This window comes from Arthrobacter zhangbolii, assembly GCF_022869865.1.
Taxonomy (GTDB): Bacteria; Actinomycetota; Actinomycetes; order Actinomycetales; family Micrococcaceae; genus Arthrobacter_B; species Arthrobacter_B zhangbolii.
In genome coordinates this window covers 64,312-90,614 of the sequence record NZ_CP094984.1, presented here as the reverse complement: position 1 = coordinate 90,614, position 26,303 = coordinate 64,312, and the positions used below count along the sequence as shown (strand labels likewise).

General features: G+C 66.4%; 26 protein-coding genes and 1 riboswitch. Of the genes, 11 read left to right on the top strand and 15 right to left on the bottom strand.

Features of this window, described 5'->3' with window-relative positions; translation table 11 throughout:
* Positions 1-7: 7 nt before the first annotated feature.
* Together MUK71_RS00445 and dacB are read right to left on the bottom strand one after the other, a co-directional pair.
* Positions 8-1,180, bottom strand: coding sequence for a zinc-dependent metalloprotease (locus MUK71_RS00445; protein ID WP_227903196.1), 1,173 nt, complete (start codon positions 1,178-1,180; stop codon positions 8-10).
* Between the two features lie 83 nt (positions 1,181-1,263).
* Positions 1,264-2,685, bottom strand: coding sequence for a D-alanyl-D-alanine carboxypeptidase/D-alanyl-D-alanine endopeptidase (gene dacB / locus MUK71_RS00440; RefSeq protein ID WP_227929669.1), 1,422 nt, complete (start codon positions 2,683-2,685; stop codon positions 1,264-1,266).
* Positions 2,686-2,902: 217 nt separating this feature from the next.
* Here dacB and MUK71_RS00435 point away from each other — a divergent pair, with 217 nt between their 5' ends.
* Positions 2,903-3,448 (top strand): inorganic diphosphatase, encoded by a 546-nt coding sequence (locus tag MUK71_RS00435; protein WP_227903194.1) that lies wholly within the window; start codon positions 2,903-2,905, stop codon positions 3,446-3,448.
* Between the two features lie 86 nt (positions 3,449-3,534).
* Here the strand turns inward: MUK71_RS00435 and MUK71_RS00430 are convergent, their stop codons facing one another.
* Positions 3,535-3,747: a hypothetical protein gene (locus tag MUK71_RS00430; RefSeq protein ID WP_227929668.1), complete on the bottom strand. Its 213-nt coding sequence runs from the start codon at positions 3,745-3,747 to the stop codon at positions 3,535-3,537.
* Positions 3,748-3,888: 141 nt separating this feature from the next.
* On the opposite strand from MUK71_RS00430, the gene MUK71_RS00425 reads away from it, so the two are divergent.
* Positions 3,889-4,524 carry a hypothetical protein gene (locus MUK71_RS00425; protein ID WP_227903192.1) on the top strand — a complete coding sequence of 212 codons (636 nt, stop codon included), beginning with the start codon at positions 3,889-3,891 and terminating at the stop codon, positions 4,522-4,524.
* Positions 4,525-4,610: 86 nt separating this feature from the next.
* On the opposite strand, the gene MUK71_RS00420 is transcribed toward MUK71_RS00425, so the two are convergent.
* Together MUK71_RS00420 and serS are read right to left on the bottom strand one after the other, a co-directional pair.
* A complete protein-coding gene (locus MUK71_RS00420) occupies positions 4,611-5,450 on the bottom strand; it encodes an HAD family hydrolase (RefSeq protein WP_227929667.1) in 840 nt (279 codons plus the stop codon).
* Between the two features lie 126 nt (positions 5,451-5,576).
* Entirely contained in the window at positions 5,577-6,851 is a 1,275-nt protein-coding gene (serS, locus tag MUK71_RS00415) for a serine--tRNA ligase (protein ID WP_227903190.1), read from the bottom strand.
* Positions 6,852-6,918: 67 nt separating this feature from the next.
* On the opposite strand from serS, the gene MUK71_RS00410 reads away from it, so the two are divergent.
* Complete coding sequence (locus MUK71_RS00410; protein ID WP_227929666.1) at positions 6,919-7,992, top strand: diacylglycerol/lipid kinase family protein; 1,074 nt, start codon at positions 6,919-6,921, stop codon at positions 7,990-7,992.
* A gap of 54 nt (positions 7,993-8,046) precedes the next feature.
* Here MUK71_RS00410 and MUK71_RS00405 read toward each other — a convergent pair whose 3' ends face one another.
* The 4 genes from MUK71_RS00405 to MUK71_RS00390 are packed head-to-tail and all read right to left on the bottom strand — an operon-like array spanning position 8,047 to position 10,735.
* Positions 8,047-8,373, bottom strand: coding sequence for a hypothetical protein (locus tag MUK71_RS00405; protein WP_227929665.1), 327 nt, complete (start codon positions 8,371-8,373; stop codon positions 8,047-8,049).
* Between the two features lie 35 nt (positions 8,374-8,408).
* Entirely contained in the window at positions 8,409-9,383 is a 975-nt protein-coding gene (locus MUK71_RS00400) for a DNA topoisomerase IB (protein WP_227929664.1), read from the bottom strand.
* Between the two features lie 48 nt (positions 9,384-9,431).
* Positions 9,432-10,412, bottom strand: a complete 981-nt coding sequence (gene pheA, locus MUK71_RS00395; protein WP_227929663.1) for a prephenate dehydratase — start codon at positions 10,410-10,412, stop codon at positions 9,432-9,434.
* A complete protein-coding gene (locus tag MUK71_RS00390; RefSeq protein WP_227903185.1) occupies positions 10,409-10,735 on the bottom strand; it encodes a rhodanese-like domain-containing protein in 327 nt (108 codons plus the stop codon). The genes pheA and MUK71_RS00390 overlap by 4 nt, the downstream gene beginning before the upstream one ends.
* Before the next feature lie 159 nt (positions 10,736-10,894).
* Between MUK71_RS00390 and MUK71_RS00385 the strand changes: the two genes are divergently transcribed.
* Complete coding sequence (locus MUK71_RS00385) at positions 10,895-12,277, top strand: amidase (protein ID WP_227929662.1); 1,383 nt, start codon at positions 10,895-10,897, stop codon at positions 12,275-12,277.
* Between the two features lie 73 nt (positions 12,278-12,350).
* On the opposite strand, the gene MUK71_RS00380 is transcribed toward MUK71_RS00385, so the two are convergent.
* Entirely contained in the window at positions 12,351-13,334 is a 984-nt protein-coding gene (locus MUK71_RS00380) for an MsnO8 family LLM class oxidoreductase (protein ID WP_227929661.1), read from the bottom strand.
* A gap of 296 nt (positions 13,335-13,630) precedes the next feature.
* Between MUK71_RS00380 and MUK71_RS00375 the strand changes: the two genes are divergently transcribed.
* The 3 genes from MUK71_RS00375 to MUK71_RS00365 all read left to right on the top strand — a co-directional run bounded on the left by MUK71_RS00375 (position 13,631) and on the right by MUK71_RS00365 (position 16,770).
* Positions 13,631-15,034 (top strand): peptide MFS transporter, encoded by a 1,404-nt coding sequence (locus tag MUK71_RS00375; protein ID WP_231710199.1) that lies wholly within the window; start codon positions 13,631-13,633, stop codon positions 15,032-15,034.
* A gap of 124 nt (positions 15,035-15,158) precedes the next feature.
* Positions 15,159-15,284: riboswitch (SAM riboswitch) on the top strand.
* 16 nt (positions 15,285-15,300) lie between these two features.
* Positions 15,301-16,506, top strand: coding sequence for a cobalamin-independent methionine synthase II family protein (locus tag MUK71_RS00370; protein ID WP_227929659.1), 1,206 nt, complete (start codon positions 15,301-15,303; stop codon positions 16,504-16,506).
* A gap of 51 nt (positions 16,507-16,557) precedes the next feature.
* Entirely contained in the window at positions 16,558-16,770 is a 213-nt protein-coding gene (locus MUK71_RS00365) for a hypothetical protein (protein WP_227903180.1), read from the top strand.
* 80 nt (positions 16,771-16,850) lie between these two features.
* On the opposite strand, the gene MUK71_RS00360 is transcribed toward MUK71_RS00365, so the two are convergent.
* Positions 16,851-17,210 (bottom strand): hypothetical protein, encoded by a 360-nt coding sequence (locus tag MUK71_RS00360; protein ID WP_227929658.1) that lies wholly within the window; start codon positions 17,208-17,210, stop codon positions 16,851-16,853.
* Positions 17,211-17,331: 121 nt separating this feature from the next.
* On the opposite strand from MUK71_RS00360, the gene pgm reads away from it, so the two are divergent.
* From pgm to MUK71_RS00345, 3 genes are all read left to right on the top strand, one after another.
* Complete coding sequence (gene pgm, locus MUK71_RS00355) at positions 17,332-18,963, top strand: phosphoglucomutase (alpha-D-glucose-1,6-bisphosphate-dependent) (protein WP_227929657.1); 1,632 nt, start codon at positions 17,332-17,334, stop codon at positions 18,961-18,963.
* 265 nt (positions 18,964-19,228) lie between these two features.
* Positions 19,229-19,555, top strand: a complete 327-nt coding sequence (locus MUK71_RS00350) for a helix-turn-helix domain-containing protein (protein ID WP_244802772.1) — start codon at positions 19,229-19,231, stop codon at positions 19,553-19,555.
* A 44-nt stretch (positions 19,556-19,599) separates the two neighbouring features.
* Complete coding sequence (locus MUK71_RS00345) at positions 19,600-20,406, top strand: IS3 family transposase (protein ID WP_244802774.1); 807 nt, start codon at positions 19,600-19,602, stop codon at positions 20,404-20,406.
* Between the two features lie 77 nt (positions 20,407-20,483).
* Here the strand turns inward: MUK71_RS00345 and MUK71_RS00340 are convergent, their stop codons facing one another.
* Both MUK71_RS00340 and MUK71_RS00335 read right to left on the bottom strand, forming a co-directional pair.
* Entirely contained in the window at positions 20,484-21,917 is a 1,434-nt protein-coding gene (locus MUK71_RS00340; protein WP_227903177.1) for an aldehyde dehydrogenase family protein, read from the bottom strand.
* Positions 21,914-22,786, bottom strand: a complete 873-nt coding sequence (locus MUK71_RS00335) for an SDR family NAD(P)-dependent oxidoreductase (protein WP_227903176.1) — start codon at positions 22,784-22,786, stop codon at positions 21,914-21,916. The genes MUK71_RS00340 and MUK71_RS00335 overlap by 4 nt, the downstream gene beginning before the upstream one ends.
* A 138-nt stretch (positions 22,787-22,924) precedes the next feature.
* Here MUK71_RS00335 and MUK71_RS00330 point away from each other — a divergent pair, with 138 nt between their 5' ends.
* Positions 22,925-24,238 (top strand): uracil-xanthine permease family protein, encoded by a 1,314-nt coding sequence (locus MUK71_RS00330; protein WP_227903175.1) that lies wholly within the window; start codon positions 22,925-22,927, stop codon positions 24,236-24,238.
* A gap of 36 nt (positions 24,239-24,274) precedes the next feature.
* On the opposite strand, the gene MUK71_RS00325 is transcribed toward MUK71_RS00330, so the two are convergent.
* Both MUK71_RS00325 and MUK71_RS00320 read right to left on the bottom strand, forming a co-directional pair.
* On the bottom strand, positions 24,275-25,384 hold the full coding sequence (locus MUK71_RS00325) for a glycerate kinase (protein ID WP_227928094.1): 1,110 nt from the start codon (positions 25,382-25,384) through the stop codon (positions 24,275-24,277).
* A gap of 45 nt (positions 25,385-25,429) precedes the next feature.
* On the bottom strand, positions 25,430-26,227 hold the full coding sequence (locus MUK71_RS00320) for a glycerophosphodiester phosphodiesterase family protein (RefSeq protein WP_227928095.1): 798 nt from the start codon (positions 26,225-26,227) through the stop codon (positions 25,430-25,432).
* Between the last annotated feature and the right edge of the window lie 76 nt (positions 26,228-26,303).

Here is a 26,303-nt window from a genome sequence, read left to right as displayed (position 1 = left end):
CGTTCGGTTACAGTCCCATCCTGGCGATCCAGAGGTCAGCTGAGTGGATTTCCGCTTCGGTGGGAAGGTTTTCGGCCTTTTCCCAGACCCGGTTGAAACCTTCCATCCCCACGCGGCCGGTCACGGCACGGACAAAACGGGCACCGTCACTGTACTGGCGCATCTTGGCGTCCAGGCCCATGATCTGCCGGAAGAAACGGTCAATCCAGCCGCGTTTGGCACCCCGGTTGTTGAACCGCTGCCGGATGGTCTTCACGCTGGGCACAATGCTTGCGTCCACAGCGTCCATCACCACGTTGGCGTGGCCTTCCAGCAGGGACATCACGGCCGTCAGGTGGGAGAGGCGTTCCTTGTCCTGGGGGTCCTGCAGCAGCGACAGGAGGTCTGCCGGCTTGCGCGGCACGCCGTCGTTGTCCTTCTCGCCCGTCCCTGCGGAGTTGGCAGTCAACGCCTTCACGGCGGAACCCAGGCGCTCGGAAAGGGTCTGCGCCTTGTCCATCATGCCGTTGGAGAGCTGGCTGATCTGTTCCAGCATGTGCTCCCGCAGCCACGGTGCCGCTGCAAACTGCACACGGTGGGTCTGCTCATGCAGGCAGACCCAGAGCCGGAAGTCGGCCGGTTCCACGTTGAGCTCGCGTTCAAGGGTGATGATGTTCGGCGCCACCAGCAGCAGCCGCCCACCGGGTTTTCCCACCCCGCCCAGGGCGGCAAAGGGATCATACTGGCCCAGGACCTTGCTGGAGAGGAAGGCCAGCACGGCGCCCAGCTGTGCGCCGGTCATGGTTCCGCCAAGGGCGGTGTTGGCTGCTTCGAGCTGCTCGGGACGGGTTTCCGCCAGGTGCTGCAGCGCCGGGCCCATCAGCACGGAGAAGCTCTGCGAGTTGGCGCGGGCCCAGGAGGCACGGTCCACCACGAGTACGTCGGAGTCCCGCAGGTCACGCGCAGCTTCGAGGCCGGTGATGCGGTGCACGTGGGCCACGGAGGTATCCGCTGCGGCACGCAGGTCCGCCACGGCTTCGCGGATCTCCCGGGCGGACATCTTCGGTCCCGGCGCCACCATGGCCGCCGCAGTGGAGGCGGCCAGATCCCAGTTCACCAGTGCCGGTGCGTCCGGGGAGGGAGACTTTTCGGTAGACGGCTTGCGGTCATGGCTCAGACGGTTTCGTTCGTTGCGCTCCATTGCTCCATTCGACCACATTGCCCAATGAGGGACACCACCCGGCCCCGATCCCGGACGGCAGGCGGGCTCAGCGGCAGCCAGGCTCAGCGGCAGCCGCAGCCGGCGAGGACCGCCGCGGCGGAATCCACGGCCTCCCTGGCGGCTGCGGTGTTTCCGTCCAGGCCGTCCGCTACGAAGGTGAAGGCGAGTACCCGCCCGTCCGCGTCCGTGGCGTAGCCGGTCAGTGCAGTGACGGCGAACAGCGTGCCGGTCTTGGCACGCACAATTCCGGCTGCGCCTGCATCTGCAGCCTCATCAAAGCGACCGGCAAGCGTTCCGCTCAGCGCCGCCACCGGCAGTCCGCCGGTGACCGAGCGCAGGTCCGGGTCCGGCGAGGTGAGCAGGATCCGCATCAGCTCGGTCAGCTGCTGGGCGGAAACGGAAGTTTCCGCAGAGAGGCCGCTGGTGTCCCCCAGCACCAGGGAACCGGTATCCACGCCGAGGGCACCTACCTCGGCCCGGACCGCCTCGATGCCTCCCGAGAAGGAGGGTTCGCGGTCCGTTGCCTCTGCCGTGAGCCGGCCCAAAACCTCGGCCAGGTAGTTGTCCGAGGTCAGCAGCATGTAATCGACCTGGTCGGCCAGCGGGGCGGAGCGGACCTCGGCCAGGGTGCGGGCATCCCCGGGCGCGGTGCCGCGTTCCACCGTGGTCCGGACCTCGACGCCGTCCAGGGCTTCCTCCAGTGCCGCGCGGTAGGCCTCGCCTGCGGACAGTGCCGGGTCCTCGACCCGCGGTCCGGGGCCGCTGCCCTCCACCTGCCACGCCGAGCTGACGGCGAGGGCATGGACCGGGGCGATTTCCCCGGCCTCGATATCCGCCTCCCCCCAGGCATCGGAGAGAGCGGCGCCGGTGAACAGGGAATCATCCACCTGCACGGTGACCGGGCCGGCCGTCCCGGTGTCCCGAAGTGCGGCCGCTGTCTGCTCCGCCAGGGTGGTCAGGCCGGCGCGGCCGGCAACGGAATCAGGGTCCGAAGGGCCTGCCGTGAGCAGCACGTCACCGCCGCCGCGCAGGATGACGGTTCCGGGCTCGTCCCCTTCCAGGGCAGAGGTCGGGAAGGTGGTCCCTGCTCCCATGGCAGACACGGCGGCGGCGGCTGTAAGGATTTTCAGGGTGGATGCGGGAGCCAGGCCGGCTGCCCCGCCGCGGTCATACAGCACGGTGCCGGTCAGCGCGTCCTCAACCACCGCGTGGAATGATCCGCTGCCCTCAATCGCAAGTTCGGCATCGAGGAGCCGGCCCAGCTGTTCCGGGTTGGGGAGCGGATCCGCCGCCTGAGGGGCGGTGACCGGTCCGCTGCCGGTCAGGACCTCAGGGGGCTGCAGGTGCCCGGGCACCACTTCGGCGCGCTGCGCACCTCCGCCGGCCAGCGACTGGGTGATTGGCGGGAGCGCGTAGAAGGCCAGCGGGACCAGCAGCACCGCGAAGGCAAGCGCCAGCAGCGTGCCGGAGAACATCCGAGACATGCCCTCACCGACTCCTTCGCTCCGCCGGTTATCCCGGCCTTTCCTCATCCGTGCACAGTTCCGTGCGCGGGACATATATCTTTAAGACTAGACCGACGCCGGCGCCCGTCCCGACCTTCCGTCAGCGCGGAAGCTTCCGCGGGGCGCGCCGGTGCATGATCAGTTATCAAAGTCTTTCCAGTGGTTCCTCCGCGGGCCACGCCAGTGAGGAGTCGCAATGAAGCTCGACGTAACCATCGAGATCCCCAAGGGATCCCGGGTCAAGTACGAAATTGACCACGAAACCCACCGTCTGCGCCTGGACCGGGTTCTGTTCACGTCCATGGCCTACCCCACCCACTACGGGTTCTTCGAGAACACCCTGGGCGAGGACGGCGATCCGCTGGACGCCCTGGTGATGCTGCAGGACTTCGACCTGATGCCCGGCGTGCTGGTGGAATCCCGCCCCATCGGCGTGTTCAACATGGTGGATGACGGCGGCGGAGATGCCAAGGTCCTCTGCGTTCCGGTGGACCCGCGCTTTGACCACATCCAGGACATCTCGGACGTTTCCGACTTCCTGCTCGATGAGATCAAGCACTTCTTCACCAAGTACAAGGACCTGGAGCCGGGCAAGTGGGTGGAAGCTGCCGACTGGGCCGGCCGTGAAGCCGCCGAAGCCGAGGTCACCGCCTCCCTCGCCCGTTTCGAGGCGCTTGGCGAAGCCAGCGAAGAAGACGAGGCCCAGGGCCGCGACGTCGACGCTGACCCGATCAACAACTAGCGTTTCGGCGCACCGGCCCTGCCGGTACGACGGCGGCTGTCCCCTTCCCGGGGGCGGCCGCCGTCGGCGTTTAACGCCTTCACCCGTTATCCGCGCCGCCGGTCCTGCCGGCGTGCCCAGGCACGTACATCGGAGGCGTAGGTCCGCGAGGGTACAAGCGCCACTGCCACTGCGGCGGCCAGGACCACCCAGCTGGAGGTGAGCCATGCCGCCCAGAGGCCAAGCAGGATCACCCCGCCGGCAAAGAGCAGGGGTACCCGCGAGGTTCGCCTGGGTTCGGACGGCGGTGTGGTTGTCATGCGCCGACCCTACTACCCCGGGCAGGATGTCCCGCCCGGGAACAGATGGTGCCGGTGGTTCGCTTGGCCGCAGGACCCCGCCGGCAGGCGCGCCGCAACCGGATTCGGTTGTTTGGCGGCGTGGTCTGACATGCTGATGCCATGCATTTTGTGCTCACCATCAACCAGCGGGACTCGCGCGACGTCGGGGACCTGGTCCCGGACCTGATCCGCACGCTGCGGCACTTGCCGGCAGCGGTTCCGTTCCAACGCACCGTGGGCGATGAAGCCCAGGGGGTGCTGACCGACGCGGCCACGGCTGTTGACGCTGCCCTCACTGCCGTGCGGGAACGCCGCTGGCACGTGGGTATCGGAGTAGGCGAGCTGGCGGTGCCGTTGCCCGCTGATATCCGTGACGCGAGGGGCTTCGGGCTGGTCTATTCGCGCAGGGCCGTGGAACGAGCCCAGCGCAGCGGTGACCGGATTCCGCTGGCGGTCGAGGGCCCGGACGCAGAGCTGGCGAGCGAGGCGGAGGCGGTCCTGCGGCTGCTCGGACTGATTGTGGCCGCGCGCACCGGTGCCGAATGGAAGGTGCTGGACCTGATGACTCCCGGTGCCCGCGGGCAGCAGAAATTCGTTGCCCAGGAACTGGGAATCACTGCCCAGGCGGTCAGTAAGGCGGTAGTCCGCTCGCATTGGACCGAGGAATGGGCCACCCGGCCGGCCGCCGCCAGACTGCTGGGTCTGGTGTACGGCCCGGCGTCCCTGCCTCCGGCAGCCCTGCCCTACGGCGTCTGAGCCGTCTCGGTCACCGTCTTCGGGCACCGTCTTCGGGCACAGGCTCGGGGCGCCGACGCGTTGCCTTGGGCCGGCCGCCCGTGCGGTTAGTGGAGCAGGCTGCCCAGTACGCTCGCAGCGCCGTCCTCGTACACCGTTCCGGTCACCTCGGAGACCACGGCCAGCACTTCATCAGGTGCCTGGCCCATGGCCACGCCGCGTCCTGCCCAGGACAGCATTTCAATGTCATTCCGGCCGTCTCCCAGCGCCACGGTGAGCGCGGGATCAACATTCAGGTGTCCCCGGACCTGCTCCAGCGCGCTGGCCTTGGTCACTCCGGCGGCTGCGATGTCCAGCCACGCCGTCCAGCCCACGGAGTAGGTGACCCCGTGCAGGCCGATGGACTTTACTGCTGAGCCGAACTCCTCTGCCGTGCTGTCGGTGCTGAAAACCACCACCCGCACCGCCTCGGCGTCGAGCAGTTCATCGAATCCCACCGCATGGGCCTCGGCACCGAAGCTGGCATCCTGGAAACGTTCAGTGGAAAGGAACCGGCCGGAGCTGTCCTCAAGGGCAAACTTGGCGGTGGGCAGCCTCTGCCGCAGGGCTGCCAGTGCCGGCTTGGGATCGAAAACCACCCGGTCCATCACTTCGTAACCGTCAGCCAGTGACGGGTCCAGCCGGAGCGTGACCGCGCCGTTGGAGCACACACAGTACCCCTCGGTCAGGCCCAGCAGCTGGAGAATGGGCAGCGCCGCCCCATAGGAACGGCCGGTGGCGATAACCAGATGATGTCCGGCATCGGCTGCCGCCCGGGCAGCTTCGCGGACCCCCGGGGACATGTGCCCGTCGTGGTCCACCAGGGTTCCGTCCACGTCCAGGGCTACTAAGTGTCTTTTATCCGTCGTCTGCTGGTCTTCGATGCCAGCTGTACTCAAAGTTGTCATCGTTTTATCTAAACAGATCGGTTGGCAACGGGGTAGGAGCACCGTCACGCACAAAGGCGCGGACGACACAACGCAGGAGAGGGACCCCGGGCGTCCCGGGATCCCCCTGCTGCGGGTGCGGCCGGACTAGAGAACCGGAAGCACTTCCAGGCCGCCCAGGTACGGCTGCAGGGCAGCCGGCACGTTGACGGAGCCGTCGGGGTTCTGGTGGTGTTCCAGGATGGCGACAATCCAGCGGGTGGTGGCGAGGGTGCCGTTCAGGGTGGCCACGGCACGGGTGCCCTTGCCTTCGCCCTGGCGTTCGCGGATGTTCAGCCGGCGGGCCTGGAAGGTGGTGCAGTTGGAAGTGGACGTCAGTTCGCGGTAGGCGTTCTGGGTGGGAACCCAGGCTTCACAGTCGAACTTCCGTGCCGCGGACATGCCCAGGTCACCCGCAGCGGTATCAATGACCCGGTAGGGCAGTTCAACCTTGGCCAGCATTTCCTCTTCCCATGCCAGCAGGCGCCGGTGTTCCTCAGCGGCGTCCTCGGGGCGGGTGTAGACGAACATTTCCACTTTGTTGAACTGGTGGACGCGGATGATGCCTCGGGTGTCCTTGCCGTGGGATCCGGCTTCGCGGCGGTAGCAGGAGGACCAGCCGGCGTAGCGGACCGGGCCGCCGTCGAGCTCGAGGATCTCATCGGCGTGGTAACCGGCCAGCGGTACCTCGGAGGTGCCCACCAGGTAGAGGTCGTCCTCGGCCAGGCGGTAGATCTCGGCGTCGTGGGCCACATCGAAGCCGGTGCCCTGCATCGTCTCCGGACGGACCAGGGTGGGGGTGATCATGGGAACAAAGCCGGCCTTCACGGCCTGGTCCATGGCCATGTTCAGCAGGGCCAGTTCCAGCCGGGCGCCGACGCCGCGCAGGAAGTAGAAGCGCGAACCGGAAACCTTGGCACCACGCTCCATGTCAATGGCGCCGAGCATCTCACCCAGTTCCAGGTGATCGCGGGGGGTGAATCCCTCGGCTTCGAAGTCGCGGGGGGTTCCGACGGTCTTCACGACCTCAAAGTCATCCTCACCGCCCACGGGGACGCCGTCGGAGACCAGGTTGGGGATCCGGCGCAGCAGTGCGTCGGATTCAGCCTGGATGGCGTCGGCTTCGGCGCCGGCGGCCTTGACCGCGGCGGCCAGTTCCTTGACCTCGGCCAGCAGGGCCTGCTTTTCCTCGCCCTTGGCCTGTGCCACCCGCTTGCCGAAGGCATTCTGCTCGGCACGGAGGGTCTCGTAACGGGTCCGGGCATCGCGGCGGGCGGCGTCAGCGGAGATGATCGCGTCCACAATGCTCTCGTCGGCCAGCCGGGCGCGCTGCGAGGCTCGGAATTTTTCAGGGTTTTCGCGGAGCTCATTTACATCGATCACGTCTCAAGAGTACCGAAAACACGTCCGGGCATTGGTTCCGCGGGCGGCGGCTATTCTGGGAAGCACCATGCCCATAGAAATTACCCTGCTCCTGGTCCTTGCCGCCGCCCTGCTGGCCTCGGCGGCAACCTGGATAATTGTGGGCGTCAGGATCAGGCGCCGGACAGCAAGGGACACGGCGATCTTTGCCCCGCGGGGTCCTGCGCACCAGCGAGTTGCCATGGTCATTAATCCGGTAAAGACGCTGGCTCCCGAGGCCCGGTCCCTGCTGGAGTCAGCGTGCGACCTGGCCGGCTGGGACCCGCCCCTCATTCTGGAAACCACCGTTGACTCGCCCGGTTACCTGCAGGCCGTACAGGCGCTGCAGTCCGGCGCCGATGTGGTGCTGGCTGCCGGCGGCGACGGGACGGTGCGGGAAGTTGCCCGGGCCGTGGCGCACTCGGGGGCGTCGCTGGGCCTGATCCCCCTGGGCACCGGCAACCTCCTCGCCCGGAACCTGGACATCTCCGTGGCGGACCTCAGCGGGAATATCCGCAATGCCCTGCACGGGGACGTGCGCCGGATCGACATGGCCACCATCCGGCTGGCAGATGTAACCACCGGCGAATCCTCCCGTAATGCCTTCCTGGTCATGGGTGGAATCGGCCTGGACGCCGAGGTCATTGCCGCCACCCGGGACGAGTTGAAAAAACGCGTGGGCTGGCTGGCGTACAGCGAGGCCGGCGTCCGGCTGCTGCCCGGGCGGCGGACCCGGATGGCCGTCAGCATTGATGACGCTCCGGCCGAATCCCTGAAGGTACACAGCGTCCTGGTGGCGAACACCGGCAGGCTCCCCGCCGGGATTGATTTCATTCCGGACGCAGTGGTGGATGACGGGCTGCTGGACATCATCATCATGAGTCCGCGAAGCGTGCTGGGCTGGGCCTGGGTGGCAGGGAAGGTGATGACCCGTTATCCCAAGGACCTGCCGGTCATCCGTCATCACCGGGCCCGCAAGGTGACGGTCACGGTGGGTGAACCCACACAGACACAGCTGGACGGCGACCTTACCGGCACCGCCACCTCGGTCACGTTCCAGGTGGATCCAGGTGCCCTGCCGGTGCGGGTACCGCCGTCGCCGGTACAACCCGCGAGACGGTAGGAAAATACAAAACGGCGCTGCACCCTCGGGTGCAGCGCCGTTTGAGGGAAGGACCTACTTGCCGTCCTGGGTGCCCTCGGAGTCGGTGTAGCCGCCTTCGCGGTCCCTGTCCGTCCGGGCACCGTCAGCGTCGGTGTACTTGCCCTCGTCATCGGACAGGGAGGACTTGGAGGACTGCTCGCGGATCAACGCTTCCTCCTCGGCGAACCGGATGTCGTTCCCCTGGTCTCCCACGTCGCCGCGGTAGTTGTCGTCATTCGTGGATACACCGCTGGGCTTCGGGTCCTTGAGCTGTTCTTCTTCTTTGGGGTACTCGCTCATGCCGGCACCTTCCTTCTTGGGGTGGTTGTCCAGTGCGCCAATACTGCGCGCGCCTTCCATCAGCATACTTACTGCCACCGGAGACGGAAACCCGGCTACTCCTCGAGCATCAGGCGGACGGCTGTCTCCGACGCTGAGAACCCGGCAACCGGGATCACCTCACCGTCGAAAAACCGGTCCACCACGCGTGGGTCGATATACGACTTCCGGGCGATGGCCGGGGTATTGCCCAGATGGTCGGCAACGTCGCGGGCAGTGGCGGCCACCGCCTGCTGCCGGGCGCGCTTGGTGCCGGCGTCCGGTGCCAGCCGGGCCAGGGACATGGCAGCCACGACTGTAGCCTGCCAGGTGCGGAAATCCTTGGCAGTGAAATCCCCGCCGGTCACTTCCTTGAGGAACGCGTTCAGCTGGGCGGCATCCACGCTGTGCCATGCACCGTCCGCTCCGATATAGGCCAGCGCCGTGTCCGCGTCCGGGCGCCGCAGCATCGGTTCCAGCGCTGCCGCCAGGTCGGCGTCCCTGATGGAGGTATGCCATTCCTGGCCGCTCTTGCCCGGGAAATCGAACCGCACTTCATCCCCGTCCAGGCGGACGTGTTCAATACGCAGGGTGGTGGTGCCATAGGAGCCGTTGGTCTCGGCGTACCTGGCGCCGCCCACGCGCAGCGCTCCCGCGTCGACAATGCGCAGCGCTGCTGCCAGGGCCCGCTCCGCCCCGCTGCCTCCGGCCCTCAGATGCTTGGTGATCAGCCGGCGGGCGGGAGGCAGTGACTGGGCAAAGGCCAGGGCACGGTCAAACTTTTCCCGGTCCTTCATCTCGCGCCAGTGCGGGTGGTAAATGTACTGCTTGCGGCCGGCACCATCCGTCCCGGTGGCCTGAATGTGCCCGTTGGGATAGGGACTGATCCAGACCTCCGTCCAGGCCGGCGGAATGGCGAGGTTCCGGATCCGAGCAAGAACCTGCCGGTCCGTGATGGTCTCGCCGCGGAGATCCCGGTAGCTGAACCCCTTGCCCCACCGCCTGCGGGAGTACCCGGGATGTTCGCAGTTGCTTCGACGCAGCCTGGCCATGGCGCATCCCCCTCCCTGAGGCGGCTGGAGTGCCGCGTTTGTTTGGCTTTAGTATCCGTTCAGCAGGGATTGGAGCCAAATGTCGGCGTCCCGGAACGCTTCGTCACTGGTGTGCCGTGACACTTCAGGCTCGCGCCGGTCCGCCCGGGGGTAGGAGCCCAGGAACCGCAGGCCGGGGCTGATCCGGTGCAGGCCCTTCAGGGCATCGGCCATTCGGGCGTCCGCCACGTGGCCGTCGGCATCGATGCTGAAGAAGTAGTCACCCAGGAACATCCCCGTGGGCCGGGACTCAATCCGGCTCAGGTTGACCCCGCGGGTGGAGAACTGTTCCAGGATGTCCATCAGCGCACCCGGATGGTCTTCAGGCAGCGGTATTACCAGGGTGGTTTTATCCGCCCCCGTCGGTTCCGGAAGCAGGCCGGGCAGGCTGATCATCACGAACCGCGTCACCGCATCGCGGACATCACCGATATCCTCACGCAGCACCTCCAACCCAAGCCGCTCGGCCACCAGCGGGGCGCAGATGGCCGCGTCAAAAGCCGGCTCCTGCCGGGCCAGCTCCACCGCTGCAGCCGCCGTGGAGGAAGCAGGAAGATATTCCGCAGAGGGAATATTCGCTGCCGCCCATTCCCTGCACTGTGCCCAGGCATGGGTATGCGTGGACACGGTGCGGATATCCGCCAGGCCGATACCGGGACGCACGGCCAGCACAAAGGTGATCGGCACGAGGATCTCATGCAGGATCCGCAGCGAGGTTCCGGCGGACAGGGCGTCGAGGGTGGCGCTGACGCCGCCTTCCACGGAATTCTCGATGGGCACCACGGCCGCATTGGCCTGGCCGGAGCGCACCATTTCCAGCGCGGAGTTCACGCTGGGTGCGGGGATCCGCACCGCATCCGATGCACCGGGAATCCGCAGCAGCGCCGCTTCGGTGAACGTCCCCTCCGGTCCCAGGTAGGTGTAGACCACCGTTTCCCCCTGCGGACCCGAATGGTGCGGGGCGGCCGCAGTGTCAGCAGCGTGCGTCATTTAACGGTCGGTTCCTGCCCGTTGTCCGAAACCATGGGCTTGCCGGCTTCGAGCCAGGCCCCCATGCCGCCGTTGACGTTGACGGCCGAGTAGCCGTGCGCGTCCAGCCACGCGGTCGCGCGGGCGCTGCGGCCGCCGGTGCGGCAGATGACGGCCAGGTCCTGGTCCGGATCAAGGTCCTCGAGGCTGTCGGGCAGCCGGTCCAGCGGAATGTGGAGGGCACCGTCAACGTGCCCGGCTTCCCATTCGTAGTCTTCGCGGACGTCAAGGATCTTCGCGCCCTCGGGGATGCTGTCTACGGATACGCTCTGCATTTCGCTCATTGCTGTCCTAACTCTCGATTCTCCCGGACCGGTACCGGCCGTCGCCGCTGTGAAAGCCGGATAAACCACGGCTGCCCGCAGCGGGCGGTTTTCTCCAGCCTATAGTGGGACGCGGTCCGAGAGAACAAAGACCAGATCAGCACGCACCGGAGGTTTGCAATGCCCGCTCCCCACGACCTGACCGCCGTCGACCTGCGGAACGCCCTGGCCTCCGGGGAGCTCGGTGCCGAGGAGGTAACTTCGCACTTCCTGAGGCGCATTGAGGAGCTGAATCCGGCGCTGGGCGCCTTCCTGACCCCAACCCCGGAGCTTGCCCTCACCGAGGCCCGGGCCGCTGACACGTTGCGCGCCCGCGGCGGCACACTGCCGATGCTGCACGGCATGCCGCTGGCGCATAAGGACCTGACCGACGTCGCGGGGGTGCGCACCACCATGGGCAGCGCCGCCCTTACCCCGTGGGTCGCCGAGGCAGACGCGCCGCTGCCCGCGGTCCTGCGTCGTGCAGGCGCCATCAGCCTGGGCAAAACCCAGGTTCCCGAGTTCGGGTTGAGCAGCTACAGCGAGAACCGGGTGGGGCCCCCTGCCCGCAACCCGCGGGACCTCCGGCTCAGCCCCGGCGGCTCATCGGGCGGCAGTGCCGCAGCGGTGGCCGCCGGGCTGATTCCCTTCGCGCCCGGAACCGACGGCGGCGGATCGGTGCGTATTCCGGCAGCCGCCACCGGCCTCGTGGGCCTGAAGCCGAACCGCGGAAGGATCCCGTCGGGTTCGGGCCAGCAGGACCTGGGCCAGTTTGTCGTGGCCGGCCCAATCGCCCGTACGGCTGCGGACGCAGGCCTGCTCCTGGATGCCATGGTCGGCGAACCCAACCACCGCGCCACGAGCGCCGCCCCGTCCGCGAACCCCTTCCTCACCGCAGCCCTGCGTGCCGAGGGCAGCTTCCGGATTGGCGTTAGCACCCGTTCACCGTTCGAATCCCGGCTGGACATCAGCCTGGATGACGAAGCGCTGCAGGCGCTCGACGCCGGTGTGGCGGCACTGACTGCGGCCGGTCACGATCTGGTGGAAACGGACCTGCATTACGACGAGCGGTATCCGGATGCGTTCGAAGTGGTCTGGACGGCGTCACTGGCCACGGCCGGGCTGGCTCCCGGCCGCGAGGCTGAACTGACGGAGCTGGCAGCCACCATGCGCCGACGGGCGCTTTCCCGCAGTGCCGCGGACCTGGTGTCCGCCATCGATGTCCTGCGCACCTTCGAAACCGACACCATCCGCCAGTACAGCGCCTATGACATGATCCTGACCCCTGCCCTGGGCATGACGCCGAGGCCGGTCGGCTGGTACACCGACGCCGGTGCAGACGAGGACTACGCGCGTCAGTGCAGGTACTCGCCCTTCACCTCGATGGTTAATGTCTGCGGGCTTCCCGCCATCTCCATTCCAGTCCTGGACACGCAGGACGGGCTGCCGATGGGCATCCAGCTGATCGGCCGGCCGGGGGCGGAAGCCGATCTGCTGGCCGTCGCCGCCCAGCTCGGGCATTAGGCCCGCAGACGACAGACCGGTCTGAAAGGCATCCGGCGACGCCACCGGCTTCCCGGCACGGCGTGCTGCCGGCTCAGGATGCGGCCAGCTCCGCGAGCAGCCGGTCGGATTCGCGCTGACCGGCGATGTCGTAGGCCCCGCCGGTGGCCAGCACCTCGTCGGCGCCGGTTGCGTCCAGCAGTTCCGCCAGGCGGCGGCGCACCTCGGGCGGGGTGCCGCAGATTGCATCCGCCAGGAAACCGCGGACCAGTTCCTGCCGGCGTTCCGGGCCCGTCACGGTCCCGTCGGTTGCGGCCAGCGCTGGAAACACACCCCGGGTCCGGGAATCCGCCAGGGCATTGGCTTCGGGCAGCAGCAGGCGGGTTGCGGCACTTTCGGTGGCGGCAACGGCAACGTTCACCGCTGCCAGCACGTAGGGCCGCGGGAACCGGCGGGAAGGCCGGAACCCATTCCGGTACCGTTCCAGCGCGGATTCCGGGGAGCTGCGGAAAAGTGCCGGCCCGCCCAAAACCAGCCCGAGCCCGGCCCGTGCCGCTATATCGGCGCCGGTACCGGTGGCCAGCACAAATACGGGCGTCTGGCCATGGTCCTGCGGCCTGGCGGTAATTGCGGCTGTCCCGTCCAGGTAGGCCAGCAATTCGGCCAGATGTTCCTCGAACTGTTCGGCTTCGGCTTTCCCCGCATGCAGCGCCCGGCGAACGGCCGACGTGAAACCGACCGAGCGTCCCACACCCAGGTCAATGCGGCCCGGATAGAGGGCATTGAGGGTTGCGGCCTGTTCCGCCACCACCAGCGGTTGGTGGTTGGGCAGCATCATGCCGCCGGATCCGATGCGGATGCTTCGGGTGCGGGCAGCCAGGGCTGCCATCAGGACGGCAGGCGCCGAGCCGGCAATACCGGCCACGGCATGGTGTTCAGCCACCCAGAAGCGGCGGAACCCCAGTTTTTCGGCCGACTCGGCCCGTTCTGCCACCGCCTGCAGTGCTTCGGCCTCGGTGTCTCCCTCCCGGGAGTTGGCCCGGTCAAGGATGGAGACGGGGATATTCAGGGAAGCCATACCGGTGCCAACCCCGGGCCCGGCCGGGGAATTCCGGCACACTTGTAGGCAAATCAGTGTCCGGACACCAAATCCGGGCGTAACGGGGGGAGGTAAGCACGTAATCTCGCCAAAATCGAGCCGAAAACGGGTGAGCTTACGCACACCTTCACAAAGAACCTCCCCGGCCCCGGGCGGATTCCCCGGGATTGGGGGGCGCTCACCCGCTTCGGGAGTGGGACCATTAACGGGTGAGCCATACCCCCAGTAACCCAGGCGTCCAAGAAGCGCGTAAAACCTTCTTCGGCCATCCCCGGATGTTGGCCAATCTCTTCAGTGTCGAGCTGTGGGAACGATTCTCGTTCTACGGCATGCAGGGCATCCTGCTGTACTACATGTACTACTCGGTCACTGACGGCGGCCTCGGCATCGATATTGCTGTTGCAACCTCTCTGGTCGGCGCCTACGGCGGCGGTGTCTACCTCTCCACCATTCTTGCTGCCTGGCTGGCGGACCGCGTCCTCGGGTCCGAGCGCGTGCTCTTCTACTCTGCCGCCGTCGTTATGCTCGGCCACATTGCCCTGGCCGTCCTGCCGGGCACTCCCGGGCTGGCAGCGGGCCTGATCATGATTGCCCTCGGTTCCGGCGGCGTCAAAGCCAACGCCACCTCCCTGGTGGGCACCCTGTACGCGGAGAAGGATGAACGGCGTGACGCCGGGTTCTCCATCTTCTACATGGGCATCAACCTTGGCGCCCTGGTGGGCCCCCTCCTGACCGGCCTTGCCCAGGTGGAACTCGGCTTCCACTACGGCTTCGGCCTCGCCGCCGTCGGCATGGCCATCGGCCTGGTCCAGTACGGCATGACCCGCAAGTACCTGCCCGAGACCGCCCACGAAGTGGCCAATCCGCTGCCTAAGCAGCAGTACCTCAAGGTAGGGATCTACGCGGCGGCCGCCGTCGTCGCGATTGTCCTGGCCGTAGTGTTCGGCATCCTGAGCGCCGGCAACCTGGCCGTGGTGATGGCCGCAGTGGCCATCCTGGCCGCGGTTGCCTACTTCGTCATCATCCTTGGCAGCAAGAAGGTCAACAAGCTGGAACGGCGCCGGGTGTACTCCTTTATGCCGCTGTTCATTGCCAGCGCCGCCTTCTGGGCCCTGTTCCAGCAGCAGTTCACCGTGGTGGCGCTGTACGCCGACACCTCCCTGAACCGGACCATCTTCGGCTGGACCATGCCGCCGAGCTGGGTGCAGTCGATCAACCCGATCTTCATCATCATCTTCGCGGCCGTTTTCGCTGCGGTCTGGACCAAGCTGGGCGACCGGCAGCCGTCCTCGCCGCTGAAGTTCGCACTGGGGCTTGCCGTCATGGGCCTGGCGTTCCTCGCCTTCATTCCGTTCTCCGGCGGCGGACCCAACAGCACCCCGCTGATGGCACTGGTCGGGATCCTGCTGCTGTTCACCTTCGCGGAACTCTTCATCTCCCCGATCGGCCTGTCCGTGGCCACCAAACTGGCACCGGAGGTCTTCCGGACCCAGATGGTTGCACTGTTCTTCCTCTCGGTTTCCCTGGGCACCACCCTCGCGGGCTGGCTGGCACAGTTCTACAACCCCGAGACCGAGGTCAGCTACTTCCTGTTCAGCGGCGGAACCGCCATTGTCCTGGGCATCGCCCTGGCAGCGGGCACACCGGCCATCAAGAAGCTGATGAGCGGCGTGCGCTAGCAAGCACGGCGGCACCAGCGCCTCCTTATGGACGGCGGCACCGGGATTTCCCGGGGCCGCCGTCCTTTTTGCGTTCCGTCATGTGCTTGGTGCGGGCGGCACGGCATGGTTAGGATGGCACCAGCTTCAGGAGACACGGCCGCCAAGCTCCGACTTGGCCGTGCACCAACCCCATGCTTCACGGGTGGTTCGGATGACGAAGCGGCCCGCTCCGCCTTTTACAGGCATCCGGTGCGGGCAAGAGCACGAAATCCCAGAGGATTCCCATGCGTAAAAGCACTGACCGTATTCTGACCACCCATGCCGGTTCCCTTCCGCGCACGCCCGAGCTGCTGGCTGCCAATGCCGCCCGGGAGGCGAACCCTGCGGATACCGGGGGCTACGCGGAGCTCCTGCAGGCCGCCGTGACGGACCTGGTGCGCCGCCAGCAGCAGGCAGGCATCGACATCCCCAACGACGGCGAGTACGGGCACGCCATGTCATCGGCCGTGGATTACGGCGCCTGGTGGTCCTATTCCTTCGCCAGGCTCAGCGGTCTCAGCGTGGCCGAGACGGGCATCTGGGAGATGGAACCCGTCCGTTCCTCGCCGGGCAACGTTGTCCTGACGAGCTTCGGGGACCGCCGCGACCGGCAGCGCTTCGCTGCGGCCTACACCGACCCGTCCTCGGGGATCACCACCGGGGCGCAGAAGATCTTCCCGAAGGTCACGGGTCCGGTGAAGTACACCGGGCACGACGCCGTGGCGGGGGATATCGCGAACCTGAAGGCCGGCCTGGCCGCGGCAGATCTGACGGAAGGATTCCTGGCCTCGCTTTCCCCCGGTTCCTGTTCCCGGATTGCCAACGAGTACTACGCCACGGAGGAGGAGTTCATCTACGCGTGTGCGGATGCCATGCGGGAAGAGTACAAGGCGATTATCGACGCCGGGCTGATCGTGCAGATTGATGATCCGTCGATTGCGGAGAACTGGGACCAGATCAACCCGGAGCCTTCGGTTCAGGACTACCTGCGCTTCACTCAGATCCGCGTGGAAGCACTGAACTATGCGCTGCGGGGCCTGCCGGAGGATCGGATTCGCTTCCACCTGTGCTGGGGGTCCTGGCACGGGCCGCACACCACCGACATCGAGTTCCGGCATCTGGTGGACACGCTGCTGACGATCAATGCCGGGGGCTACAGCTTCGAGGCGGGCAATGTGCGCCACGAACATGAATGGCGGGTCTGGGAGGACACCAAGCTGCCGGCGGGCAAGGTGATTATCCCGGCCGTCGTCTCCCATGCCACCAACGTGGTGGAACATCCGGAGCTGGTGGCGGACCGGATTGAACGCTTTGCCCGGCTGGTGGGCCGGGAGAACGTCATCGCTTCCACGGACTGCGGTCTGGGCGGTCGGGTGCATCCGCAGATTGCCCAGGCCAAGCTTGAGGCGCTGGGGGAAGGCGCACGGCTGGCCAGCAGCCGCCTCTGGTAGCTAAAGTTGCGATCGTAAGGTTGCTGATAGTCGAAGGCAGAGGAGGGCATCATGGCTGACACCAATGCGAAGGATCCCGGACCCGAACCGACCAATCCAATCGAGAACGCCGCCGACAACCTCATGCAGAACCTGGGCGAAGAGGTGCCGGACGGCAGCGGCAGCCAGGACCGGTCCGATCCGCGCACCGAGGTCCATTCGAACCTGGCCCAGGGCCTGAACGCCGATAACTCGAATTTCACGGCGAAACACAAGGACCGCTAGCCCGGTTCATCCGACTGCGGCACGCGGGAGAGTACTCCGCGTGCCGCAGTCCTTTGCTTAAAGGCCTGTGGAAATGCGCGCTAACTGCCCAGGCCGGCGCTGGTCAGGGCCAGCATCCCGGCGGCTGCGGACAGGAGACCCAGCGCGCAGACGGTGTTAAACACCGTCCAGCCCTCCTGCCGACGGCCCCGGGCAGCCAGGACGGCGGCGGCCGCCCAGGATGCTGCGAAAGCCAGGACCGGCAGGATGCCGCCGGCAAACCCGGCGGTATCCGAGGCCCAGCGTGGCAGGGCAAATGCACTCCGCTGGGTCCAGGAGAACCAGAACACCGGCGTTGCACAGACGTAGGCCGCGTTGAGGAAAACCGCGGCCGCGACGGTGCCGGGGCGCACGGCACGGGCGCGGACGCGTCCGGGGGCTGCACTGCCCTGCATGCTCATGCCTGTCCGCCTTCCCCACCGGTCCCGCCGCTGTGTGGATAAGAGCATACGGCGGCGGCGGGCGATACACGCGTAGCAGCCCGTCTGCCGCCCCCGGTGTTTCTTTGGCATGCTTAGGGGTATGTCTAATCGTGCAGGCAACCGTGCCGAACCTTCCGACCTTGTAGACCTCACCGCGCTGTTGGACGCCTATTACGACGTCGCGCCGGACCCATCGAACATCGCCCAGCGGGTGGCGTTTGGTACCTCCGGCCACCGGGGTTCCTCCCTGAACGGCGCTTTTAATGAACGGCACATTGCTGCCATCACGCAGGCGATTGTGGAGTACCGCACCTCGGCAGGCATCACCGGGCCGCTGTTTATGGGCAAGGACACCCATGCCCTCTCCGAGCCGGCACAGAACACCGCCCTGGAAGTCCTCGCCGCCAACGGCGTGAACGTGCTTATTGATGCACGGAACGGCTTCACTCCCACCCCGGCCGTCAGCCACGCCATCCTGAAGTACAACGCTTCGCGGACCGACCAGGCGGACGGCATTGTGGTCACTCCGTCCCACAATCCGCCCGCAGACGGCGGTTTCAAGTACAACCCGCCCACGGGCGGTCCGGCCGGATCGGACATCACCAACTGGGTGGCGGACCGTGCCAACCAGCTGCTTGAAGCCGGTCTGGAGGGCGTGAAGCGCATTCCGCTGGGCGAGGCCCGTCTGGCCGACTCCGTGGGGACCTACGACTTCCTGCAGAACTACGTCCAGGACCTCCCCTCGGTGCTGAACCTGGATGCCATCCGCAGTGCCGGGCTGCATATCGGTGCCGACCCCCTGGGCGGTGCGTCAGTGGATTACTGGGGCGCCATTGCCGAAGCGCACCAGCTGAACCTGAGCGTGGTTAATCCCAATGTGGATCCGCAGTGGGCGTTTATGACCCTGGACTGGGACGAGAAGATCCGCATGGACTGCTCCTCCCCCTACGCCATGGCGTCCCTGATTGCCCGTGCGGACCAGTACGACATTGCCACCGGCAACGACGCCGACGCCGACAGGCACGGGATTGTGACCCCCGACGGCGGGCTGATGAACCCCAACCACTACCTCGCCACGGCCATTGATTACCTGTACCGCAACCGCTCCGGCTGGAGCAGCGATGCCGTGGTGGGTAAAACCCTGGTGTCCTCCTCCATGATCGACCGCGTCACGGCTGACCTGGGCCGGGTCCTGATGGAGGTACCGGTGGGCTTCAAGTGGTTTGTGCCCGGCCTGCTCTCCGGTGAGACGGCCTTCGGCGGCGAGGAATCCGCCGGCGCGTCCTTCCTCCGCCTGGACGGCAGCCCCTGGAGCACGGACAAGGACGGCATCCTTTTGGCCCTGCTGGCCTCGGAAATGACGGCCGTCACCGGCAAGACCCCGACCCAGCGCTACCGCGAGCTGACGAGCAGGTTCGGGGATCCGGAGTACGCACGCGTCGATGCCCCCGCCACACGGGAACAGAAGGCGGCGCTGGCCAAACTCTCGCCGTCGGACGTCACCGCCACCGCCCTGGCGGGCGAGGACATCACTGCCCGGCTGACCGAGGCCCCCGGCAACGGTGCGCCCATCGGCGGGTTGAAGGTGACCACTGAGAACGCCTGGTTTGCCGCGCGTCCCTCCGGTACCGAAGATGTCTACAAGATCTACGCCGAATCCTTTAAGGGCGAGGAACACCTGCACCAGGTGCAGGCCGAGGCCAAGGCCATTGTGGACGGCGTGATTTCCTAGCTGTTCCCGCGCCGTGCGTGCGTAAACAGGGAAGGGGTGCACCTGTGAACTGCTCCCCGAAAGTTGGACTGAGAAATCAGTTCTGACTTTCGGGGAGCAGTTTTTGCAGAAGAGCAGTTCGTTATCCGAGGAACAACGCAAGGCCGCGGTAGCGTTGTTCGAGACCGGTTGGGGTCCCAACTCCGTAGCAACAAGGCTCGGGGTGCGCGTGAAAGCAATCCGCCGGCTATACGACCGGTGGAGAGTTCGCGGAGGTTCGACGCTAGTGGCCAAGCCAACCAAACGCTTGTTCTCCTTCGAGTTCAAACTCGATGCCGTGCGCCGATTTCAAGCTGGAGAGAGCAAAGTCGCCCTGGCTAAAGAGCTCCAGCTGTCCTCTCCGCAGCTGATCGAGAAGTGGGCACGTCAGTACCGGGCGGAAGGCGAAGACGGACTGCGCGCGAAGCCCAAGGGCCGCCCGAAGACAAATCCTGAGGCATCGACGCAGCCAGAGTCAGAGATACAACGATTGCGCCGCGAGAACGAGCGTCTGCGGGCAGAGGTCGCGTTCCTGGGAAAAGTGCAGGCCTTGAGGGACGAGGAACGGCCGTAAAGGTCCGCGCTGTCATCGCTCTCAAGGCCGAACACCGGCTGGACGTGCTCCTGGACGTCGCGGGCCTGGCCCGTTCGACGTTTTTCTATCATCAGGCCCGCTTCCAGCGCCCAGACCCGCAAGCTGAGATTAAGGCTGCCGTGAGGGAGATCTTCGAGAAGAACCACGGCCGGTACGGGCACCGCCGCATTCATACTGAGCTGCTCAAGCACGGGTGGACGGTGGCGAAAAAGACCGTGTTGAAGCTGATGCGTTCGCTGCGGCTGGTCTGCAAAGTACGGCGAAGGAAGCGTTACGTCTCCTACCGCGGTGAACAGGGCGTGGTGGCACCGAATCTGCTGAACCGGGAGTTCGAAGCTGCTGCACCGAACCAGAAGTGGGTGACCGACGTGACCGAGTTCAGCGTCGGTGACCGCAAGCTCTACCTCTCCCCGGTGATGGACCTCTTCAACCGGCAGATCATCTCGTACTCGATCGGGTTATCCCCGAATCTGGAGCTCACTAACTCCTCGCTGCGTGAAGCCCTCACCGGTCTCGAGCCCGGGGCGCAGCCGCTCGTGCATTCGGATCAGGGATTCCAGTATCAGCACGTCTCGTGGCGGACGCTGCTGAAGAACGCCGGAGCGGTCCAATCGATGTCCCGCAAGGGCAACTGCTACGACAACGCGGTGATGGAGAACTTCTTCGGACACCTCAAGGAGGAACTCTTCCACCGGGTCCGGTTCCTGAACACCGATGCCCTGAGGGCCCAGCTGGATGAGTACATCCGCTGGTACAACACTGAACGTATCTCGACAAAGCTCGAGGGCCTGAGCCCGGTGCAATACCGTGCTCAGGCCCTCGCGGCCTAGACTTTTATTTGGCCAGTCCAACTTTCGGGGACCAGTTCACCTGCGGGTGCACCCCTTCCCTGTTTAACGCCCCGGGCTTAGAGCAGTCGGCGCAGGATCCGTTTCTTCAGCCCCGTGTAGGGCGGGTACGCGAAGCGCAGCGTGTCCAGGAGGGTGCCCTTGGTGAAGACCGGGCGCAGCTGGCTGAACGTGTCGAAGGAGTACTTGCCGTGGTACGCGCCGGTACCGCTGGCCCCGGCGCCGCCGAAGGGCAGTCCGGGTACGGCCAGCTGCACGGTGCTGGCGTTGTGGTTGATGCTGCCTGCCCGCACGCCTTCCTCGAATTCGGTGCGGGCGGCCGCCGATTCGGTGTACAGGTAGGCCGAGAGCGGCACCGGACGGGCATTGATGAATTCCATGGCTTCGGCCAGGTTTTTCACCGTCAGCACCGGCAGGATCGGCCCGAAGATTTCCTCCTGCATCACCGGTGACTCCGGATCCACGTCCGTAAGGATGGTCGGTTCCAGGTACCGGGTGTCCCGATCGCTCCGCCCGCCGGTCAGCACCGTACCGCTGTCCAGGAGCCCGACCAGCCGTTCCCAGTGCTGTTCATTGACTATCCGGCCGTAGTCGCGGCTCTTGGCGGGATCCTTGCCGAACAGTTCGGCCACGGCCTTCACCAGGTGTTTCTGCAGCACCGGCGCGGCCTCTTCCGTAACCAGCACATAGTCCGGCGCCACGCAGGTCTGTCCGGCATTGAGGAGCTTGCCGAAGACCAGCCTGCGGGCGACGGCGGCCCAGTTCCCGTCCAGCACCACGGCAGGGGATTTGCCGCCCAGCTCCAGGGTGACCGGTGTCAGGTGCTCGGCCGCGGCCTGCAGGACAATGCGCCCCACACGTTCCCCGCCGGTGAAGAAGATGGAGTCAAAGCGTTCCTTCAGCAGAGCGGTGCTCACATCGGGGCCGCCCTGGACCACCGCGACGGCGTCGGAATCCAGGTAGTGCGGCACCAGGTCAGCCAGCATGGCGGACGTTGCCGGGGCCAGTTCGCTGGGCTTGAGCACGGCAGCGTTGCCGGCAGCCAGTGCGCCCACCAGGGGTGCCAGCACCAGCTGCACGGGATAGTTCCACGGCCCGATGATCAGTACCACGCCCAGCGGCTGCGGCTGGGTCCGTGCCGACGCGGGGGCCAGGCCGAGCGGCACCGGAACCCGGCGGCTGCGGGTCCATTGCTCAAGGTGCTTCAGCGCGTGCTCTGCCTCGGCGCGGACCAGTGACAGTTCCGTCACGTAGCTTTCCAGCGGGTTCTTGCCCAGGTCCGAGGACAGGGCGGCAGCGAACTCCTGCTCACGTTCGCGCAACAGGCGCACGAGCCCCTCGAGCTGCTCCCGCCGCCACTCGAGCGGCCGGGTGCGCCCGGAGGCGTGGGTTTTCCGCAGCCGGTCCAGGACCGGCGGCACGGCGGCAGGTGTACCGTCCGCCGGGGACCCCGCGGCGGCTGCGTCAGTAAAAGCAGATACGAGTTCACTCATGCCCTGCTCGTTTCCTTCCGTTCGCCGGCGCTACCGGCTGCCGGTTTCCGCCCGGTGAAGTGGTCCATGGACTGGTAGACCTTGAAAACACGTCCGGCCACTACGTCCCAGGCCGGCTGCGGCAGCACATTGCGCAGGGCACTGCCCAGCGCAACGGTCCAGGGCAGCTGGATCCGCGCCTTGCCCGCCAGCAGTGCTGCCCAGGCCTTGTCCACCACGTACTGCGGTTCCATCAACGGCGTCATCAGGGGACCCCGTGCACCTTCGAACATTCCGGTCTTGATGTAACTCGGAATCAGCGTGGTGACTGCCACGTGCCCGTTGCCGGATTCGTTCAGTTCCAGGCGCATTGAGTCGCTCCAGCCGATCACGGCCCACTTGGACGCGGTGTACACACTCATTTTCGGGACGGAGAGGGTCCCCGAGGCAGAGGCCACGTTGAGGATGCGTGCCGGGGTGCGGCGTTCGATCATGCCCGGCAGGAAAGCGCGGGTGACCTGCATGGGAGCCAGGGTGTTCACCTGCATCACGGCGTCAATGTCCGCTTCCGGGGCGTGCTCCCAGAAGTACTTTCCGCGCACGATTCCCGCGTTGTTGATCAGGATGTCCGGCACTCCTGCCTCATGGATCACCTGTTCCGCCGTGGTTTCAATGTCCGGCAGCGAGCTCACATCCACCGCGTAGGGGTAGATGGCGGACGCGCCCATTTCCCGCAGCTCTGCGGCGGTCTTCTCCAAGGCGTCGGCATTGAGGTCCCACAGCACCACTGCCCCGGCGCCTTCGCGGACGGCACGTTCGGCGTACAGCCGGCCCATGCCCATTGCTGCGCCAGTAATGAGAACTACGCGTCCTGAAACTGAAATGCTCATGCTGCTCCATTGTCCGATCGGTCTAATGTGAAAGGCCTGTACCGCTGCGCGCACTGCACGCTTATGCAACGTAACATCCCCGCAATCGGGGAGAGTTAGAATCTTGATTAAAACCCCCTGTCTTCGGAAGGCACCACCATGACCAGATTCGGTACAGCCTGGACACTCCACGGAGACGGCAAAACCATCAAACCGGGTTCCTATGTAGCTCCCGAGGAACGCCTAAGCTGGCCACGGACCATTGGCATCGGCTCCCAGCATGTGGTTGCCATGTTCGGCGCCACGTTCCTGGTGCCCCTGCTGACCGGTTTCCCGCCGGCCACCACGCTGCTGTTCTCCGGTATCGGCACCATCCTGTTCCTGATCATCACCGCCGGCAAAGTTCCCAGCTACCTGGGTTCCTCCTTCGCCTTCATCGCCCCGATCACGGCCGCGACCAACCAGCACGGACCGGGCGGCGCGCTGGGCGGCATCATCATGGCCGGCTTTGCCCTGTTCCTGATCGGCCTCGCCGCGCAGCTGGCCGGCACCCGCTGGATCCAGGTCCTGATGCCGCCCGTGGTCACCGGCACCATTGTGGCGCTGATCGGCCTGAACCTGGCCGGTTCCGCCCGGACAAACTTTGAGCAGGGCGCCGTCACGGCAGCGGTGACCGTAGCGGTGATCCTTCTGGCAACCGTCCTGTTCCGCGGCTTCATCGGCAGGCTTTCCATCCTCATCGGCGTGCTGGCGGGTTACGGGGTGGCAATGCTGCGCGGCGAAGTGGATTTCGCCGCCATCAGCGCCGCGCCCTGGTTCGGCCTGCCCGAATTCCATTCCCCCACCTTCCACTTCAATGTGATCGGGCTTTTCGTACCGGTGGTGCTGGTACTCGTGGCGGAGAATATCGGCCATGTGAAGTCCGTGGCGGCCATGACCGGCCGTGACCTGGACCCGTACGCCGGCCGCGCCCTGATGGCGGACGGGCTGGCCACCATGCTGGCCGGTTCCGGCGGCGGTTCGGCCACCACCACCTACGCGGAGAATATCGGCGTTATGGCCGCGTCCCGGGTGTACTCCACCGCGGCGTACTGGGTGGCCGGCATTGTGGCGGTCCTGCTCAGCCTGTTCCCGAAGTTCGGTGCGCTGATCGCCACCGTTCCGCCCGGTGTTCTGGGCGGTGCCGGCGTCGTCCTCTACGGCATGATCGGCATTCTGGGCGTGCGGATCTGGGTGGATAACCGGGTGAACTTCTCCAACCCGATCAACCTTTCCGCCGCCGGGCTGGGCCTGATTGTTGCAATCGCCGACTTCACCTGGGTGATCGGCGACCTGACCTTCGGCGGTATTGCCCTGGGCACCGGAGCAGCCCTGATCGCCTACCACGGCATGCAGGCCATCGCGCGCTGGCGGGGCACCGACCCGGACGAGCCGAGTGAGGACGCCGGGGCCACTCCGAGCCGGCTGGGCTGACTCGGCCGGCTGGCGGCTGGGCCGTCCCCGCCGTCGTCAGGCTCCTTCGAGGACCTGACGGGTGGCCCAGGCAACGTACTTCTCCGCCTGGGCCATGGCATCCTGCGGCCGCTGCACCACGTCCAGCAGGCTGACGGCGGCAACAATCCCGTAGGCCTCGAGCTGGTCCGGGGTGAGGGTGATTTGCCCTGCCACGGCAACTACCGGGATGCCGGCGTCCCGGGCAAGCAGCGCCACTTCCAGCGGGGCCTTTCCGTAGCGGGACTGCTCGTCCAGCGACCCTTCCCCGGTGAGCACCAAATCGCAGCGGGTCAGTGCCGCCTGCAGTCCGGTGAATGAGGACAGCAGTTCAAAGCCCGGGTGCAGGGTGGCGCCGGTGTATGCCAGGAAACCGGACGGGAAACCGCCTGCCGCGCCCGCCCCGGGAACATCGACGTCGACGCCGGTGGCTTCCTTCAGCAGGCGCGTCCAGATGCCCATGGCTTCTTCGAGCCGGTCCCGGGCCGCCGGATCAGCGCCTTTTTGTTCGCTGAAGATCGCTGCCGTGCCTTCGTATCCCAGCAGCGGGTTGCGGACATCGGCGGCAATCCGCAGCCGGACCCCGGCCAACCGGGGATCCAGTTCTGCTGCGTCCACAGCCGCGGCCTGCAGCAGGCCGGCACCGCCGGGCGGCACGGGGGCGCCGCCGTCGTCCAGGATCCGCAGGCCCAGGGCAGCCAGTGCGCCTGACCCGCCGTCCGTCATGGCTGAACCGCCTATGCCCAGGATGATGGTTTTGGCTCCGGCGTCCAGTGCCTCGGCGATCAGCTGGCCGCTGCCGTAGCTGGTGGCCGCCAGGGCCGTGGCGGGGGAAGGTTCCAGCAGGGTCAGTCCCGAAGCCCGGGCAGTTTCTATCAGGGCGGTGTCCCCGTTCAGGGCCCAAACTGCCGTGACGTCCCGGCCCAACGGTCCGCGGACGCGGGCTGTGCGGGCTTCGGCGCCGGCCGCGAGGGCGGCATCGAGGGTGCCTTCGCCTCCGTCAGCTACCGGAACGGAAACCACATCGGCATCCGGGTACACGGCCAGAACCCCCTCCGCCATGGCAGCTGCGGCCTCCGCCGCGGAAAGTGATCCCTTGAATTTGTCCGGAGCAATAACTACACGCATGCCTTCATCCTGTCAGCTGCCGCCGACATCCGGCAGCGTAACGCTTCAGCGCCACTGCCCCCGACCCTTGAGGACATCCTTAAGGATGTCGGCGCGGTCCGAGACAATACCGTCCACGCCCAGGTCCAGCAGCCGGTTCATGGTGTCTGCGTCATTGACTGTCCAGACGTGCACCTGCAGCCCGGCACGGTGGCAGCTGCGGACAAAGGCCGGCGTGACCACCGGGAATCGGCCGAAACTTACCGGCACCTGGACGCACTGGAACCTGCCCAGGCGGGAAAGTATCCGCGCCACCCCCAGGGGTGCCAGCAGGCGCAGTGCCGCCGTCAGGGTGCTGCCGGCTGAACTCGCGGCGGGCCGGTCCAGGCGCCGGAGTGTGCGCAGCCGCCGGATATCGGAGAAGGACGCCACCAGCACCCGGTCATGGGCCTGGTGCTTATTGACCAGCTGAGCCAGGAGGGCAGCGCCGGCTGCGTCCTTCACATCCACATTGAGGCGGATTTCGGGCCATTGGGTGAGCAGCTCCTCGAAGGTGGGGATCTGCTCCTTTCCTCCCACCAGCACGTCCTTCAACTGGGCGCGGGTGAGCCCGCCGATCTTCCCTGCTGTTCCCCCGGAGATCCGGTCCACGGTTTCATCATGGAAGGCCATCAGCACGCCGTCGCTGCTGGTGCGTACATCCGTTTCCAGGTGGGTCATCCCAAGGTCCACGGCGGCACGAAAGGCGGAGAGCGTGTTTTCGTATCCGTCGGGCGAGAACCCCCGGTGCGCCAATGCGATGGGCAGCGGCGAACGGGAAGGGGCGTCCCCGGGAGCCAGGAAGTACGGATATGTTGGCGTCACGCTCGTACTTTACCCAACCATCGCGCCGGTCTGCGTTCCGGAGCGGGCGGTTCACGATACTGCGCGCCTAGAATGG